The sequence below is a fragment of the Psychrobacter sp. TWR1-1-1 genome, assembly GCF_049895865.1.
Lineage (GTDB): Bacteria > Pseudomonadota > Gammaproteobacteria > Pseudomonadales > Moraxellaceae > Psychrobacter > Psychrobacter immobilis_A.
Genome location: NZ_JAFCTE010000004.1, coordinates 244,747 through 260,383 on the forward strand (window position 1 = coordinate 244,747; position 15,637 = coordinate 260,383).

A 15,637-nucleotide genomic window follows, 5' to 3' on the forward strand; every position below is an offset into this window, starting at 1 on the left:
AAGTAACGCTAGTTTCTGTCAGTTGGGAAATTATTACTTTACAATTTGGTAATCAACAAGGACACAGATATTTATGACTGGCGATGCCTCAGTATGAGATGACATCTCTTTGAACGATAAGGCAGTATAGAGGTTGACTCGCTAAGTCGAAGTTACGAAAAGCCAAGGTGACTAGCAGTTATGACAGTTGCAGAGGCTTTGCGTAACATTGAGTGTCAAATACGTAGTACAGTAGGCAAAAATATGTAAAATCGCTTGCGCTCCTTATGCTGCCTTGATATAAAGACGATAACAAAGCGAAACCTGTTAATACGCCAGTCAGGCAGTTTTTATTGCTTAAATGCTATGAGAGCGTTACAATGCTTGGCGTGAGCGTTTATTATCCCCCTTAAACTTGAAGGAAATTTTATGAATAAGTCAGAATTAATTGATAGCATCGCAGACAAAAGTGGCCTAAACAAAACCCAAGCTGGCGATGCATTGAATGCTGTTATGGAAAGTGTTGGTGAAGCGCTAGAAGCTGGCGATAGCATCTCATTGGTTGGTTTTGGTACTTTCAGTGTAAAAGACCGTAAAGCACGTACTGGCCGTAACCCTAAGACGGGTGAAGAGCTTAGCATTCCAGCAAGTAAAGTACCAAGCTTTAAAGCGGGTAAAAACTTAAAAGAGCGTTTAAACTAAGCCGTTTTATTAAAAACGGATGCTGTATAACGACGTGATATACGAACGAACACAGCATTTACTTAGTAAAGCACTATATGATTTATAGCATGGCTGAAAAGTCATAATATGAATCATAAAAAAGCACCTAGATATTAGGTGCTTTTTTTATCGCTATAGTTTGTATCATACCACGTGAATATTTTGAGTCTGCATCAAAAATCACGTATCATAGGGCGCGCGATAGATGCGTTGTTTAAAAAGGCTGTTTTACTCAGTCTTGTTATTCTATATCAAATTCACACGTTCTTATTCTTACCATTGCCTGCTTAGATAGCATTGATATTAATAGTAATATTACAATGGTTTTTCATCAATATAGGTTTATAAAGCAGAGATAACTATGGATAAATTGCGCGATTTCTTAAAAAGCTGGCCAGGTCGCATTTTATTGATTTTATGCCTATCGCCGCTCGCTCTATTGGGTGTCGAAAGCTATTTTGGAGGCGGGGTCGATCCCAACCAAGTCGCTCAGGTGGGTGAAGCAAGCGTAGGGTTGTCCGAGTATCAGACTGCCGTAAATAACCGTCGTACTGAAATACTAGAACAAGTTGATGATGCCAGTCTATTAAATGAAGATGTGTTGCACGAGCAGGTGCTCAAAGGTCTCATTGATCGTACGCTATTGGAGCAGCAAGCGGGCAAGCTTGGTATGACAGTCTCTGATGACACGATTAATCGTTTATTGCGTGAAGAAGAAATTTTTAAGGACGCAGAAGGCAATTTTTCTAACGACCAATTCTCAAACTTCTTGCGCCAGCGCGGCATGACCAAAGATCAGCTATTTGCTGAGTTTCGTAACCAGTTAAGCCTCGACCAACTCAATGCCAGTATTGTTGGCACGGCAGTATATCCAATGCAAGCGGTAAGTCAATTGATTGACTTACAACTTGAGTCGCGCAATATCTGGCTGCATCGATTTAATTGGCAAGACTATGCAGATCAGGTCAAGTTAAGCAAAGGCGATATACAAGCCTATTATGATGCCAATAAAGACACGCTAAAAAGTGCGGCGATGGTAGATTTGGCATATTTGCAATTAAGTCCTAAAACAATTCAAGTGAATGAGGTTACGGAAGAAGATTTGCAGCAGCAATATGAAGCTTATAAGCAAGGGCTAGCGGTCGTCGATGAACGTAAGATCAGTCAAATCCTATTAACGGGTAAAGACGCGAAGACCAGAGCGACCAAAATCAAAGCTCGCTTGGATAAAGGTGAGTCTTTTGCGGCATTGGCTAAAACCGAGTCAGATGATCCATCAGGAGCAACAGGTGGCGATATTGGTACCTTTAATCCCTCTGTGTTTGGTAATGATGCCGCAGCAGTTGAGCAGGCTTTAGAGGGCTTAAGCGTGGGTGATGTAACAGCACCTATTAAGACTAGCTTTGGCTACCAGATATTTACCGTAACCGAAGATAACGGTAGTAAAATCCCAAGCCTAGAAAGTATGCGTGCAGAGCTGACAGCAAAAGCGAAAGAATATAAGCGTCAAGAAATCTATGCAGATAAAGTGACAGCGATTAATGACTTGGCGGCAGATGGCTTTAGTATCGAGGACATCGCTCAGCAAGAGAACGTAACGCTAAAACGTATCAAGGATTATCGTAAAGAAAACAACAAATCGGAGCTATCACAACCAGCAGTGATTAAGCAGGCTTTTGATGAGTTTACGATTCAAGATCAGGCAGTAACCGCAGGTATCGAGGTTGGTAACGGGACGGTATGGGTGCAACCAAGCAACTATCGTCCTACGAAAACGCTTAGCTTAGCTGCTGCTACGCCAAAAATCACTCAGATATTACGTCAAGAAAAGGCCACGGCATTGGCGCTAAAAGAGGCGAAGAAATTAGCCGCTGGTATTAAAACGCCTGCTGATATCAATAAACAGCCAGTACGTTTTCAATCATTAGGTGAAGTGAATCGCCAAACCACTCTATTGACAGAGAAAGAACGCGGACTGGCCTTTAGTCAGCAAGCAGCTAATAATGGCGTCGTTGCTATTGCCAGTGAGACTGAGATGGGCGCGACTTTGTTGGTCGGTGATCGTATTAAAACAGAGGAGCAGTCGCCATTATCTGATGTGCAAAGAGCACAAACGGCTGCCATCATTCGTGATAACTTGGGGCAAGATCAGCTACAAGATTACTTGGATTATCTACGCTTGGTATATAAAGTTGAAGTTAATGACGCCAATATAGCAAACGCGCAAGGGCGTTAGAAATAAAGCTATTAAGGAAAACTTGAGATACTTACTTAGTCATTCTTTCTAAATAATCTTCTCAAGTTTGAAGCATAAAAAAGCCACTGTCTACAGTGGCTTTTTTAATGAGTATTACTTTTATCATAAAGATTTAGCATTAATGGCGATACGAAATTCAATATTGCTATCAATGCTACTATTCAAAGTGATACGGAACAATTTAATGGCGGAAATGACGCATACCAGTGAATACCATCGCGATGCCATGCTCATTTGCCGCAGCAATGGTTTCATCATCACGCATAGACCCACCTGGCTGGATAATAGCAGCAATACCGACTTGGGCAGCGTTATCGATGCCATCACGGAAAGGGAAGAAGGCATCTGATGCCATAACAGCACCTTCAGTCGCTAGTCCAGCGTGCTCTGCTTTGATGGCAGCGATACGAGCTGAGTTAACGCGGCTCATCTGACCTGCGCCAACACCGATAGTGCGTTGACCTTTGGCATAAACAATCGCATTAGATTTGACGTATTTTGCCACATTCCAGCTGAATAATAGATCGGCGATTTGCGCTTCTGTTGGTTGTACATCAGTGACAATCTTTAAGTCATTGGCTGTAATCAAACCAAGATCTTGCTCTTGTACTAGCAGGCCACCATTGACACGCTTGTAGTCAAGCTGACTATCGCGTTGATCTGGCGCTGGCAGTTCGCCGCACACCAATACACGGACATTTTTCTTAGCAGCTGTCGCTTCAAGTACACCATCTTCGATGCTTGGTGCAATAATAACTTCTACAAACTGATTGTCGATAATGGCTTTAGCCGCCGCCAACGTCAATGGGCGGTTAAAAGCAATGATACCGCCAAAAGAAGACTCAGGGTCAGTACTAAAGGCAGTGTTATACGCGGTTACTTGATCGTTATCGACAGCGACACCGCAAGGATTAGCATGCTTAACGATAACGCAAGCAGGGGCACTAAAGGCTTTCACGCACTCAAGGGCAGCATCAGTATCGGCGATATTGTTATAAGACAGCGCCTTGCCTTGCAGTTGCTTAGCAGTCGCTATAGAGGCTTGTTGGCTTTTTAGCGGATGGTTTTCTGTATAAAAAGTGGCGTTTTGATGTGGGTTTTCGCCGTAGCGTAGATCCTGTGCTTTTTCGAGCTGCACATTAAAGATACGTGAGAAATTCTCAGGCTGCTGGCTTTCATTGACACGGCTACCTAAGAAATTAGCAATCATTCCGTCGTACTGTGCAGTATGCTCAAAAGCCTTCACTGCTAAGTCATAGCGCAAAGCAGGTGTCAGCTCGGTGCCATCATCTAAAGCGGCAAGTATGCGCTCATAATCTGCTGGATCAGTCACGATACCCACATGAGCGTGGTTTTTCGCCGCAGAACGCACCATCGTAGGACCACCGATGTCGATGTTTTCGATAGCGTCGTTCATGGTGACGTCAGCACGAGCAATGGTTTCTGCAAACGGATAAAGGTTGACGACAACCAAATCAATACGCTCAATCGCGTGCTCACTCATTACGGCATCGTCTGTACCACGGCGTCCTAAGATGCCACCATGAATTTTAGGATGTAGCGTTTTGACACGGCCATCCATCATTTCAGGAAAACCTGTGTAATCGGATACTTCGGTCACAGCAACATTGTTTTCTGTGAGTAAACGATAAGTACCGCCAGTAGACAGTAAGCCAAAGCCTGACTTAATAAGGCCTTGCGCAAATTCAACGATATTGGATTTATCAGAGACTGACAATAGAGCAAGTGGGGTTGTACTCATAAGAAAATTTCCATAAAAAAAGCCTGACGTAAACGTCTGGCAAGGTGACAATGACAATTGTTGCAGACAATATCATGGTGGATAGCGTCAATAACGTTAAATTGCCATACATAATGATTGGTAATAAAGACAGAGAAATGCATATAGCAGATGCTACATTAAGTCATAAGTTTTGAGTTTTTTGCGTAAAGTGCCACGATTCAGACCTAAGATTTGTGCACACTTGGTTTGATTGCCTCGCGTTTTTTCAAGGACAACCGATAATAGTGGCTCTTCAACTTGTTTTAAAATAAGCTCATACAAGTCGGTCGGCATCTCATCGCCTAGCATCGCAAAGTACTGTCGTACCACACGCTCCACATGTACGCGCAGTGGTTCATGCCGCTGGCTCGCATCGCTGTCTAATGAGGAGTCAACATGACGAGTTGAATGATGGTTAGCTGTACTATAATCGGCAGGATGCTCAGAGCTTGTGGCAAAATGATTGGCATTATGCTGTGCATGAGGTGCCATAAGATAATGTCCTTGGGATTGGAAAGAGTCAAACCATAAGATATCAGGGTATTATATCAAATTAATACCGTTTAGCGCTGACAGATTAACCTTATATTGGCAGCAGTATGACTAGGGTAGACGCTTACTATTATAACATTGCCGCAAAATATAACTGGCTGGGTCGCACTTGCATCACTACTGAACTTGCGACCTGCCTACGTTTTTCTGAGGGCTGAAGTTTTAAGAGACGAGGTTGTTTATAGATAGACAGTATTTTGTTGGTAATTATCTATTCAATACAGGGGACGTATAGTCACTTCTCGAATTTGTCTATTAGCAACAGGGATGGTAAATAATATGTTTCGACTACTGTCCGCCGCTAATTGGCTTTGCTTGCTTAATAGATAATCAGCTGGCGTGGCGATGAATTCTCCAATCATATCATTTGCGCCGTATACGCTGACTTTAATATTCGGATACAGCTGTGCTTTGGCACTTTGATTGTTTAATGTGGCACTGACATCGCTCGACTTTCCATCCATCTTAATCTTACTCGATTTATGATTAAGGTTGGTAATCGTGAATGCTGTTAGATCGGCACTAGGTAAACTACAGGCAGCGACTGCACATACTGATTGTAAGCGCTCTGCATGCACTGGGTTTTTCATCAAAGTTTCTAGATTAAAAATGACGTATTGAGCAAAAAGCAGCAGTGCTAATACTAAGCATCCTAGCGTCCATAGTAAGGATGCGATAGAACGTCTCTGCGGCGTAGGTGTAAATTTTGCTTGTGCTTTTCTCACACGCTCTTCGGAGGTTGACGCTTCATCTTTCAGTGGTACACCCATATCGAGCAACAGTTGTGATAAATCGGTATCGTCTTGTCGAACCTCTTCGCTTTTATTTTGTTCTTTTAGGAGTTTTTCGAGCCAAGAATTATCCGCAGTATCATCCACATTGGCATGAATATCATTAGCGGCTGCTGAACTGAGCGCCATTTGTGCCGATGAGGAATTTTCTGTTGTATCACCAGATGATACTTTCGCTGATGACGCATTGTTTTTATCTGTTTTTTTAGAGAGGTTGCTTGTTGGTTGGTTGTCTGCTGTAGAAGTATAACCGCTATTGTTCATATTGCTTGCTTGAGTCAGCCAAGCATCCATACTATCTAGAGAATCATACTCTAAAACGCTTTCTTCTGGTTCATCGCTATCCATATCATCATAGATTAAGCCGTCATGAATCAAATCATCCTCAATTAAAGTATCAGATGAAGCATTTTTTGAGTATGGAGGAGTGAGTGGTGACTTAGCAGCGCCTGCTGCATGTTGATTTTTATTATGATTGTCAGCGGTTTGTGCAGAATGTCGATTTGAATCGGCTAGCGTATTGGTGTCAGTCGTTGTGTTTTCTTGAATAGCGGAAGTACTGACAGCATCGGCAGTGAGGATAAGATGTTTATTGACCAAAAAACTCTGTTGGCATTGATCACAGCTAACCGTGGCGTTTACTTTATTCAACTGTGTTTGCTGTATTTTAAAGCAAGCTTGGCAATGAGGGCACTGAGTTTTTATGGGCGTGGTCATAGGGTCGAATCCAAAAAATTATGGTTATCAATACCGCTTAGCCACTCGCTAATAGTTGCCTATAGTGCTAATACTGCCTTTCGTATCAGCTTTAAATATTAGCTGTAAATGTCCATAAATCATGAGTAAGGACAGAGTGGCGTCAAATGCATGACATTTGACTGCCCTCTATCGTAACAGATGTAATTAAATGTTGCTAGCCTGTAAATGTACCAGATAAACGCTGCCAATGTTGGTCTTCTTGCGCTGTAAAAGCATGCTTTGCATCAAGCGCAAAATAAGGTTGATAAGCCGCCGTTACTTGTTCGGTTTGTGACTCTATTAGACCGGCCAATACAATGCGACCTTTTGGTGCGATTAAGGTGGCGAAGTAAGGCGCTAAGCCAATGAGCGGCTTGGCTAGAATGTTTGCAACGATTACGTCTACAGGTAATACATCGTTTTGTGCGCAGTAGTCAGTGAAGTCTTCTGGTAAAAACGCTTGCAGGCGATCCCCAACGTGATTGCGTGCGGCATTTTGATTGGTTGCCAGCACTGCTTGTGGGTCGATATCGACAGCATACACGTGGCGTGCACCTAATAACAAAGCAGCGATGCCTAAAATACCTGAACCGCAACCATAATCAATCACCACTTTGTCTTTTAGATCTTGTTCTGTTAACCAGTCAAGACATAAGCGGGTAGTGGCATGATAGCCTGTACCAAAGGCTAGACCAGGATCCATAATAATGTTAGTTGCCTCAGGATTGGGCGGCGTCAGCCAGTTGGGTACAATCCATAAATTATTGGCACATTCGATAGGATGGTAATTGCTCATCCATTCGCGCTCCCAGTCTTTATCATCTACAGCCGTGAGCCAGATACGGGTGGCTTGCACTTGTGCTGCGATTTCATGACTGAGCTGCTCGACTGCCTGACGACTGCCAGCATCGGTGGTCGCATCAAATAGCCCTGTCAGGATAACTTCATCCCATAGCGGTGATTCACCAGGTAATGGCTCAAATAAAGGCTGGTCACCTGCGTCGTCTAAGGCGATGGATAATGCACCTGCTTCTAGGAGCAGTGCCTCAGCCAAATCGACGTTTGCTTTTTCACATTGTAAATGCAGTTGTTGCCATGCCATAACGATAACCTTAATTAAAAATAAATGTCTATTTTGGATAAATGATGTGTGTGCACAATATAAAAAGTGAATAGAGACCAAGTGATAAACTTGGTCTCTATTCACTGCGGTGTGTCTTGATATTAGCGTAAGGCTTGCTTCGCTTCACTGATGACGCGAGCGTTGCCTTGGGCTTGTCCTGATTGCAAAATAATTTGCCACAGCGCGCGGCGACGACTGGTATCTTGAGAAACACTCAGACCACGGCGTGCCATGGCTTCTGCTTTACGCGGCTGGTTCTTTTTTAATGCCACTTGCGCCAAATAGAAATACACCGCAGAAGATTTAGGTGCTAGGCGCTGTGCACGGGTAAAGCTGTTTTCAGCATTGGTCAGTTTGCCAGCTTTTAGTTGACTGATACCTGCTTGCATCAAATTGCGGAATGCTGGCAAGTTGCTATTGTTGGTAGTAGCTTGCTGTGTCCGTTGCTGCGAGTTTTTTCTTGCCTGTTCTAGCAATTCGTTGTGTGACGGTGCTGACGGCTCAGAGATGATGTAGTCATCACGCGAAGGGATGATAATAACTGGATCAGGTTGGGTCAACACAGGATTAGATGGTGTAAATACAGGCGTCTCTTGAGTCAATGGATTGGTTGATTCGGCTGGTTCATAGGAATTATAAGGCTCAATGGGGTAGTCGTCTTCGTCCTCTGTTCTGACAATGGGCGCTTGCGTCACAGTCGCTATGGGGGCTTTAGCTGTTTGCGATGATGGCAGCGTTTGAGTCGGTACGGTTTTTATCACGGTAGATGCAGTCGGCGCAGTCTGGCAAGCGCTCAAACTCAACATGCCAGCTAGAGCACTGACTGCCAGCATCTTATTGGCTGGCTTGACTTTGATAGACCGCGTTATGACGGCTGACCTAGCTGACACAGTTTGCTTGAGAGATAACATTAGCTTGAGACCTTTTTTAAGTTTCACAAATAACTTTAGAACCATTCAACGGCACGATCATACCAAGTATCGGCACGACTTTCTGCATCATTACCATTTGACCCATCACTGTTTTCTTGGTTGTCACTATCAACAGCTTCGCCATTTGGAATTTCTAAACCTTCACTACGGCGCTGCTGGTTTTGTTCACGAGCACGATCTTGTTGATATAAGCCGACAGCGCAACTGCTGGCTTCTTCTGGTAAATATGCCGACAGGACAGGCAGATAGCGTGCATCTGCACAGCGCTCATTAGACAACTTGCCTGAGTTGTTCTCTAACCACAACCATTCAATACCTTCAGGCTCTGGTAGTGCCACAGGCGTTAGCTTCAAGCGATTCATATAGTCAACCCAAACTGGCAATGCGCCAGTACCGCCGCTTAAACCAATTGGCTTGTTATCATCACGGCCAACCCAAACCACACTGACATAGTTACCACTGTAACCTGCAAACCAAGCATCGCGGTAATCATTTGTAGTACCTGTTTTGCCAGCAAGATTTAGATTACTACCAAGTGATTGCACGCGTTTGGCAGTACCGTTTTTGACCACATCTTGTAAGGCATAGTTAATTAAGAAATTGGTCTCAGGCGGAATACTACGCTGAGTGTTTAGTCCAGTACGTTGTAAAATACGACCACGGTCATCAATGACGGTGCGAATACTATGGATAGGCGTACGGAAGCCACCAGTTGCAAAGACTTGATAGACACCAAGCATGTCCATTGGGCTAAGATTAACAGAACCTAACAATGCTGACGGGTAGGGTGGTATTTTTTCTTTAATACCCATGCGCTGTAACTGCTTGGCAAAGGTATCGACCCCAAACTCCATACCTAAGCGTACCGCTGCTTGGTTATAAGACTTTGATAAAGCGGTGGTAAATGGCACATAACCATGGTCACGATTGTCATAGTTCTTGGGGTTCCATTTAGTACCATCGCTTAGATTCACGGTAATCGGTGAGTCATCGACTGAGCTTGCAAGATTATAGCGTCCACTTTCAAGCGCTGTCATGTAAATAATAGGCTTCAATAACGAACCCACTTGGCGCTTGGCATCGACCGCACGGTTAAAGCCGGTAAATTCACTGCCACTACCCACCACAGAGACCAGCTCACCAGTCTCAGGATTGGCACTCACTAGAGCACCTTGCAAGTCTTTGGTTTTGCTACTGTTACGACGCAGCTCACCCAATTTTCTATCAACTGCTTTGTCTGCGGCTAATTGTGCAATAGGGTCCAAAGTACTGATAATGATAAGACCTTCATTCTTGAGATCATCAGAATAGTACACGGTATTCAGCTCGCGCTTGACGATATCCAAAAAGTCAGGGAATTGACTTTTGCCTTCGACAGGTTTGTCCACGACACCAAGTGGCTGCTTTAGCGCTTTCTCATAGTCTTCTTGACTGAGTGAGCCAACGGCCAGCATATTGCCCAGCACGACGTCACGGCGTGCTTTTGAATCGTTTGGATGGCGACGTGGGTTGTAGATACTCGGGCCTTTTGCCATACCGACTAGCAGTGCTTGCTGATCCAAGCGCAGCTCATTCAGTGGTTTATCAAAGTAAAACTGTGATGCCAAGCCAAAACCATTAATAGAGCGGTTACCGTTTTGACCCAAATAAATCTCATTGAGGTACGTTTGTAGAATTTCATCTTTGCTATAATGTAGCTCGAGCAATACTGCCATTAACGCTTCGTTGGCTTTGCGCTTCAGCGTACGGTCTGAGTTGAGATAGAAGTTTTTAATCAGCTGCTGAGTGATGGTTGAGCCGCCTTGTCTAGAGCCACCAGAGAAGTTGTTCAGTACGGCACGTGCAATGCCTCGTATAGAGACGCCTTTGTGCTCATAAAACGCACGGTCTTCCGTGGCTATTAACGCATCAATGAGTGGTTGTGGCACTTCATCTAACGAGACGACCAAACGATCCTCATTACTGTCAGGATAAATGCCACCGATACTCACCGGCTCTAAGCGAATGATGCCGCTTTTGGCAGGCAAAGTGCTTTGTACGGACTCAATCTTGTTACCAGCAATGGTCATTTTTATGACTTGCTCTTTATCCACATCGTTGGCGCTATAAGTAAAACCGCGAGTATGAATAAAGTAGGTATTACCTGATCTATGATAAGTTCCCGTGCGATCATAAGCTTTGTTGCTTTGATAGTTCAGCAACTCCAGCCATGTCTTCATCGTATCTTTGTCGACACTCGCGCCTTGATACAATTCAAGCGGCTGCGAATACACTTTAGCAGGGATATCCCAGCGCTTACCCTCGAACTTATGAGTAATGGTGCGATCAAGTTTGATTAAATATAGCGCCAAGAGCACCATGCCAGCAATAATGACAATTAAGATAAGACTACTAAATACCAACCCACGCTGCTGTGAAGGGAGCGTGTGGTTAACAGATTTAGAGGACTGTGTTAACTTGGTATTTGGTAACTTGGAATTGGATGTTTGCACTGATGTCGCACCATTTTGGTATAAAAAACTGCCTCATAATGACGCAAATTGACAAATTTTTCAATCTATCATCGTCAACGCAGGCATTCATTGATTTTAAGCTGTGAGTCGTTATGCTCTTCACAGCACTTGCTTATAGTATAATCTCTGTTAAAACACGGTCATTGCTAACAAAGCATTAAAAGCTTTAGATTGACAGTATCATTGTCATATAAGTGTCATATAAGTGTCATATTAGCTTCATGTCACCATGTCATATAGCCATGCACGATAGCAGTTTAGAGACGCGCCAACGATGTGTTTTTTATGAATTAACCGCTACTGTTATTGTTTTATTTTTTGTGAGCCGTGCTGAGAGTTATTTAAAATAGCTGTTTTAGATAGGTCTTCTGCATAGGCGTTGAGTCTCGTTAATGATAGTAAGTTTACTTAAAGCGAATAAGGTTCGAGCAAACCTGTCTAAAGGAAGTAAGCGCGATTATGTCCAATGTCCCATCATCAATGGCATCGACCACCAGCCAGCATTATGAAGATAACTCTATCATCGAAGGTTTAGTACTGCCACTCGCAGGTCACTGTTTCCACTGCGGTGATCCTGTACCGCAGCCGCCGTTCCATGCCAAGATATTGGGTAAGTCGCGTGAGATGTGCTGTATGGGCTGTCAGTTAGCCTCTCAAAGCATTGTAGAGGCAGGGCTTGAGCAGTATTACCTGGACCGCTCAGAGATTAATCGTACGGCAAGTCTACCAACGCAGTTGACTCGCCTTGAGGCGTATGACCATGACGAGATCAAATCACAATTTGTCTATGCTCAAGACGGACTGTCGGTTGCAGAACTGTCCGTCAATAACCTACGCTGCGCGGCATGTACTTGGCTAATTGAGTCGCGTCTCGATGAGTTAGAGGGCATCAGTAAATGTCAGGTGAATTTGACCAATCAGCGTATGCGAGTGATATGGAACGAGGATAAGCTGCCAATTAGCCGCATTCTAGCGGTGATTAATGAAATCGGCTATGAAGCCAAGCCTTATCGTCAAGATACGCATGAGGCGATGCTGGCGCGTCATAACAACCAAATGCTCATAAGATTGGGCATTGCCGCGTTGGGCTCGATGCAAGCGATGATGTATGCCGTTGCCATCTATTTTGGTGAATACAGCGATATGCTAATATTTCAGCGCGATTTTTTGCGCTGGGTATCTTTATTTGTCAGTACGCCCGTTTTCTTCTATGCGGGTATCCCGTTCTTTACCTCAGCGTGGTCGGCGATTCGTGCCCGTCAAGTTAATATGGATGTACCCGTCAGTATCGCGCTGATTGTGACTTTTTTCGCGAGCCTATATGCCACCATCACTGGGCAAGGGGAAACCTATTACGATTCGGTCAGTATGTTTATTTTCTTTTTACTGGCAGGGCGTTACATTGAGCATAATGCACGCCTAAAAGCCGCCACCATGGCCAATGACTTGGTCGTGGTTGAGCCAGTACTGGTACAAAAAATTGCGGAAGATAAAGAAGCCGCCGAGCTTATATTACAGCAGTTAAAGAAAAATGAGCTCGAAAAAACAGCTGTAAATGAAGACGTGAGTAATCAAGTCAGTAATTTGGATAAAAATGAGGCGAGCACATCAGCCAATCCAACGCCTAATTTTATGCAAAGCATGGATGCCAATGTTCATCAGCTCACATCAAAAATTGCACAAGACTGGCAACGCGCGCGTACTCAACAATCAGCTTTATCGACAACAGCAGATGAGGCAGAAGAAAAACAAATGGTCACCGCCCATAGTTTGCAAGTGGGTGATATCATTTTAGTTGAGGCTGGCTCTGAAATCATCAGCGATGGTATTTTGCTGAGTCAGACTGCTACCGTGTCGCAAAGCCTATTGACGGGTGAGGGCGACTTGATTATCAAGAGCCAAGGTGACTATATCGTTGGCGGTGCACAAAATGACAGCCAACCGTTTGAGATGCTGGTCACAGCATTGCCAGCAGACAGTCAAATTGGCTTGATTGATCGGCTGATGAACCGTGCCATGAGTGAAAAGCCCAAACTGGCACAGCAAGCCGATAAGCTGGCACGATGGTTTGTGGCGCGTATTTTGGTGTTGTCTGTCTTGGTATTCATTGGCTGGTATATCGTTGACCCAAGCCAAGCGATTTGGGCTACGGTCGCGGTATTGGTCGCGACTTGCCCTTGTGCGCTGTCTTTAGCGACGCCGATTGCGCTGACGGTCGCGACCAATCGACTGGCAAGCTATGGCTTTTTGACGACGCGTGGACATACGCTACAAACGCTCGCTGAAATCACTCATGTGGCCTTTGATAAAACAGGCACTTTAACTTATGGTAAGCCGAATTTATTAAATATTGAGCTGCTTAAAGATAATGATATTGCAACGGCTACAGATGAGCAAAAAGATACGCTACTAGCCATCGCTGCGGCTCTAGAAGTAGGGAGCCGTCATCCTATTGCACACGCGCTGCTTACCGCTGCCTATCAGTTGCATTTGCCATCGACGCAGGCCTTACAGCATTATCCAGCAGGCGGTGTCGAGGCAATGATTGATGGCGTATTATATCGAATTGGTCATGTAGATTTTGCGTTGAATGATGCCAATAATGATATGGTCATTGATCTAGTAGCACAACGCGCTAGCTCAGCGGTGGTTTTATCTTGTCAACAAAATGACTCAGTCACTTGGCAAGCGCTGGCATGCTTCTATTTCAATGATAAGGTGCGTGATAGTGCCAAAGCCATGCTCGATACGCTTAAAGAGTTGGGTATTGAGACAGTTATGTTGACTGGTGACCCAAGCCCGCAAGCGCTGGTATTGGCTGAAAGTTTAGGGATGCATTCTGCTTACAATGGTCTATCGCCAACAGACAAGGTCACTCACATTCAAAAACTACAGGCGAAAGGTGGCGTAGTATTGATGGTGGGAGACGGTATCAACGATGCGCCAGTGCTAGCCGCAGCAGATGTCTCGACTTCTATTGCGGGGGCGGCAGATTTGGCACAAGTATCGAGTGACAGTATTATCTTAAATGGTCAAATCGACGCTATTACTGCGGCTAAGCGTATCTCTGATAAAACGGAACGTATCATCAAGCAAAACTTCCGCTGGGCACTCATTTATAATGGCAGTGTGCTAATACCAGCAGCGTTAGGCTATGTGCCACCTTGGCTAGCTGCTATTGGTATGTCATTAAGTTCATTGTTTGTGGTTTTAAATGCGCTGCGCTTAAAGCGTGCTTAATACCCATTCAAAAAAACGATTAGCTGCGTCAAACTTACTTAGCCTACTAATGTAGTACTGAGATTCATTTTCCTTGCTGCTCACATTTTTTCAAACAGTATGTCTATTAGTAAGTATTTGGCTTTGCCCATAAAAAAACCGCCTTTAACTATATGAATAGATAAGGCAGTTTTTTATTTAGATAACGATTAACTGGTTTTTAAATTAGTCTTGTAAGTAGCTAAGCAAACGCATAAATTCAATGTACATCCACACGAGCGTGGCAAGAATACCAATACTGAATAACCATTCGTAATCTTCTGATACGCCCATTGCCACACCGCGATCGATATTATCAAAGTCTAGTAAAAGCGTAAAAGAGGCGATGATAATCACAAATAAGCTAAAGCCGATAGCGATAGCGCCACCTTCAAATAAGAAGGGTAAGCTTGAGCCAAACGCTAAAGAAAGTACCCATTGCGCCACATAAACCAGCATAATCGCAATCAATGCTGAAGTCACAATTGAGCGGAACTTTTCAGTCACTTTGACCAGACCTGAGCGATATAGCCCTAGCATAACGGCTGCCGTCACAAAAGTGGCACACATAGCGGTCACTGGTACACTCGGATACATCCGCATAAAGAATAGCGAGATGCCGCCTAAAAATATGCCTTCTAACAGTGCATAAGGCACAGCAAAGGTTTTGGCCTTATGTGGTTTAAAAGTGATAAAAAGTGCGAGACCAAAAGCGGCAAACATACTACCGAAGGCAGCCATCGTGATAAAGCCTTGCGACAAGCCTGCCATAAGGGCATAAAAGAAAAAGCCCACACCAGTGATCGCAGATAATCCAAGTAATAGACTGGTCTTTTGAATCACGCCCTTGACCGTCATTGGCTTACCGCCGATCGCAAGTTCTGCGCGACTGACAATAGGATTGGCCATAAAGTTGTCCTTAATAAAATGTAAATAATAATGATGCTAGCTACTTTAGCAAAACCGCCATTATTGTCAACTGTGTTTA

At 44.1% G+C, this 15,637-nt stretch carries 10 protein-coding genes; 3 read left to right on the plus strand and 7 right to left on the minus strand.

All coding sequences use genetic code 11. The features are described 5' to 3' along the window. The first annotated feature begins 408 nt into the window (after nt 1-408). Together ACP69U_RS06240 and ACP69U_RS06245 are read left to right on the plus strand one after the other, a co-directional pair. Nucleotides 409-681: an HU family DNA-binding protein gene (locus ACP69U_RS06240; protein WP_045445077.1), complete on the plus strand. Its 273-nt coding sequence runs from the start codon at nt 409-411 to the stop codon at nt 679-681. Between the two features lie 382 nt (nt 682-1,063). Continuing rightward, a complete protein-coding gene (locus ACP69U_RS06245; RefSeq protein ID WP_426138130.1) occupies nt 1,064-2,938 on the plus strand; it encodes a SurA N-terminal domain-containing protein in 1,875 nt (624 codons plus the stop codon). Between the two features lie 202 nt (nt 2,939-3,140). Here the strand turns inward: ACP69U_RS06245 and purH are convergent, their stop codons facing one another. The 6 genes from purH to mrcB all read right to left on the minus strand — a co-directional run bounded on the left by purH (nt 3,141) and on the right by mrcB (nt 11,370). Continuing rightward, the gene (gene purH / locus ACP69U_RS06250; RefSeq protein WP_426138131.1) at nt 3,141-4,721 is read right to left on the minus strand and encodes a bifunctional phosphoribosylaminoimidazolecarboxamide formyltransferase/IMP cyclohydrolase; all 1,581 of its coding nucleotides are present in this window, start codon (nt 4,719-4,721) and stop codon (nt 3,141-3,143) included. Between the two features lie 153 nt (nt 4,722-4,874). Beyond that, complete coding sequence (gene fis / locus ACP69U_RS06255; protein ID WP_087816165.1) at nt 4,875-5,234, minus strand: DNA-binding transcriptional regulator Fis; 360 nt, start codon at nt 5,232-5,234, stop codon at nt 4,875-4,877. 275 nt (nt 5,235-5,509) lie between these two features. Then, nucleotides 5,510-6,802 (minus strand): DUF3426 domain-containing protein, encoded by a 1,293-nt coding sequence (locus ACP69U_RS06260; RefSeq protein ID WP_426138132.1) that lies wholly within the window; start codon nt 6,800-6,802, stop codon nt 5,510-5,512. A 196-nt stretch (nt 6,803-6,998) separates the two neighbouring features. Then, a complete protein-coding gene (prmA, locus tag ACP69U_RS06265) occupies nt 6,999-7,925 on the minus strand; it encodes a 50S ribosomal protein L11 methyltransferase (RefSeq protein WP_201501574.1) in 927 nt (308 codons plus the stop codon). A 122-nt stretch (nt 7,926-8,047) separates the two neighbouring features. After that, nucleotides 8,048-8,857 (minus strand): tetratricopeptide repeat protein, encoded by an 810-nt coding sequence (locus ACP69U_RS06270; RefSeq protein ID WP_426138133.1) that lies wholly within the window; start codon nt 8,855-8,857, stop codon nt 8,048-8,050. A gap of 35 nt (nt 8,858-8,892) precedes the next feature. Then, the gene (gene mrcB / locus ACP69U_RS06275; protein ID WP_109590361.1) at nt 8,893-11,370 is read right to left on the minus strand and encodes a penicillin-binding protein 1B; all 2,478 of its coding nucleotides are present in this window, start codon (nt 11,368-11,370) and stop codon (nt 8,893-8,895) included. A 480-nt stretch (nt 11,371-11,850) separates the two neighbouring features. On the opposite strand from mrcB, the gene ACP69U_RS06280 reads away from it, so the two are divergent. Further along, on the plus strand, nt 11,851-14,631 hold the full coding sequence (locus ACP69U_RS06280) for a heavy metal translocating P-type ATPase (protein ID WP_426138134.1): 2,781 nt from the start codon (nt 11,851-11,853) through the stop codon (nt 14,629-14,631). A 204-nt stretch (nt 14,632-14,835) separates the two neighbouring features. On the opposite strand, the gene ACP69U_RS06285 is transcribed toward ACP69U_RS06280, so the two are convergent. Continuing rightward, nucleotides 14,836-15,558, minus strand: coding sequence for a Bax inhibitor-1/YccA family protein (locus ACP69U_RS06285; protein ID WP_045445091.1), 723 nt, complete (start codon nt 15,556-15,558; stop codon nt 14,836-14,838). Between the last annotated feature and the right edge of the window lie 79 nt (nt 15,559-15,637).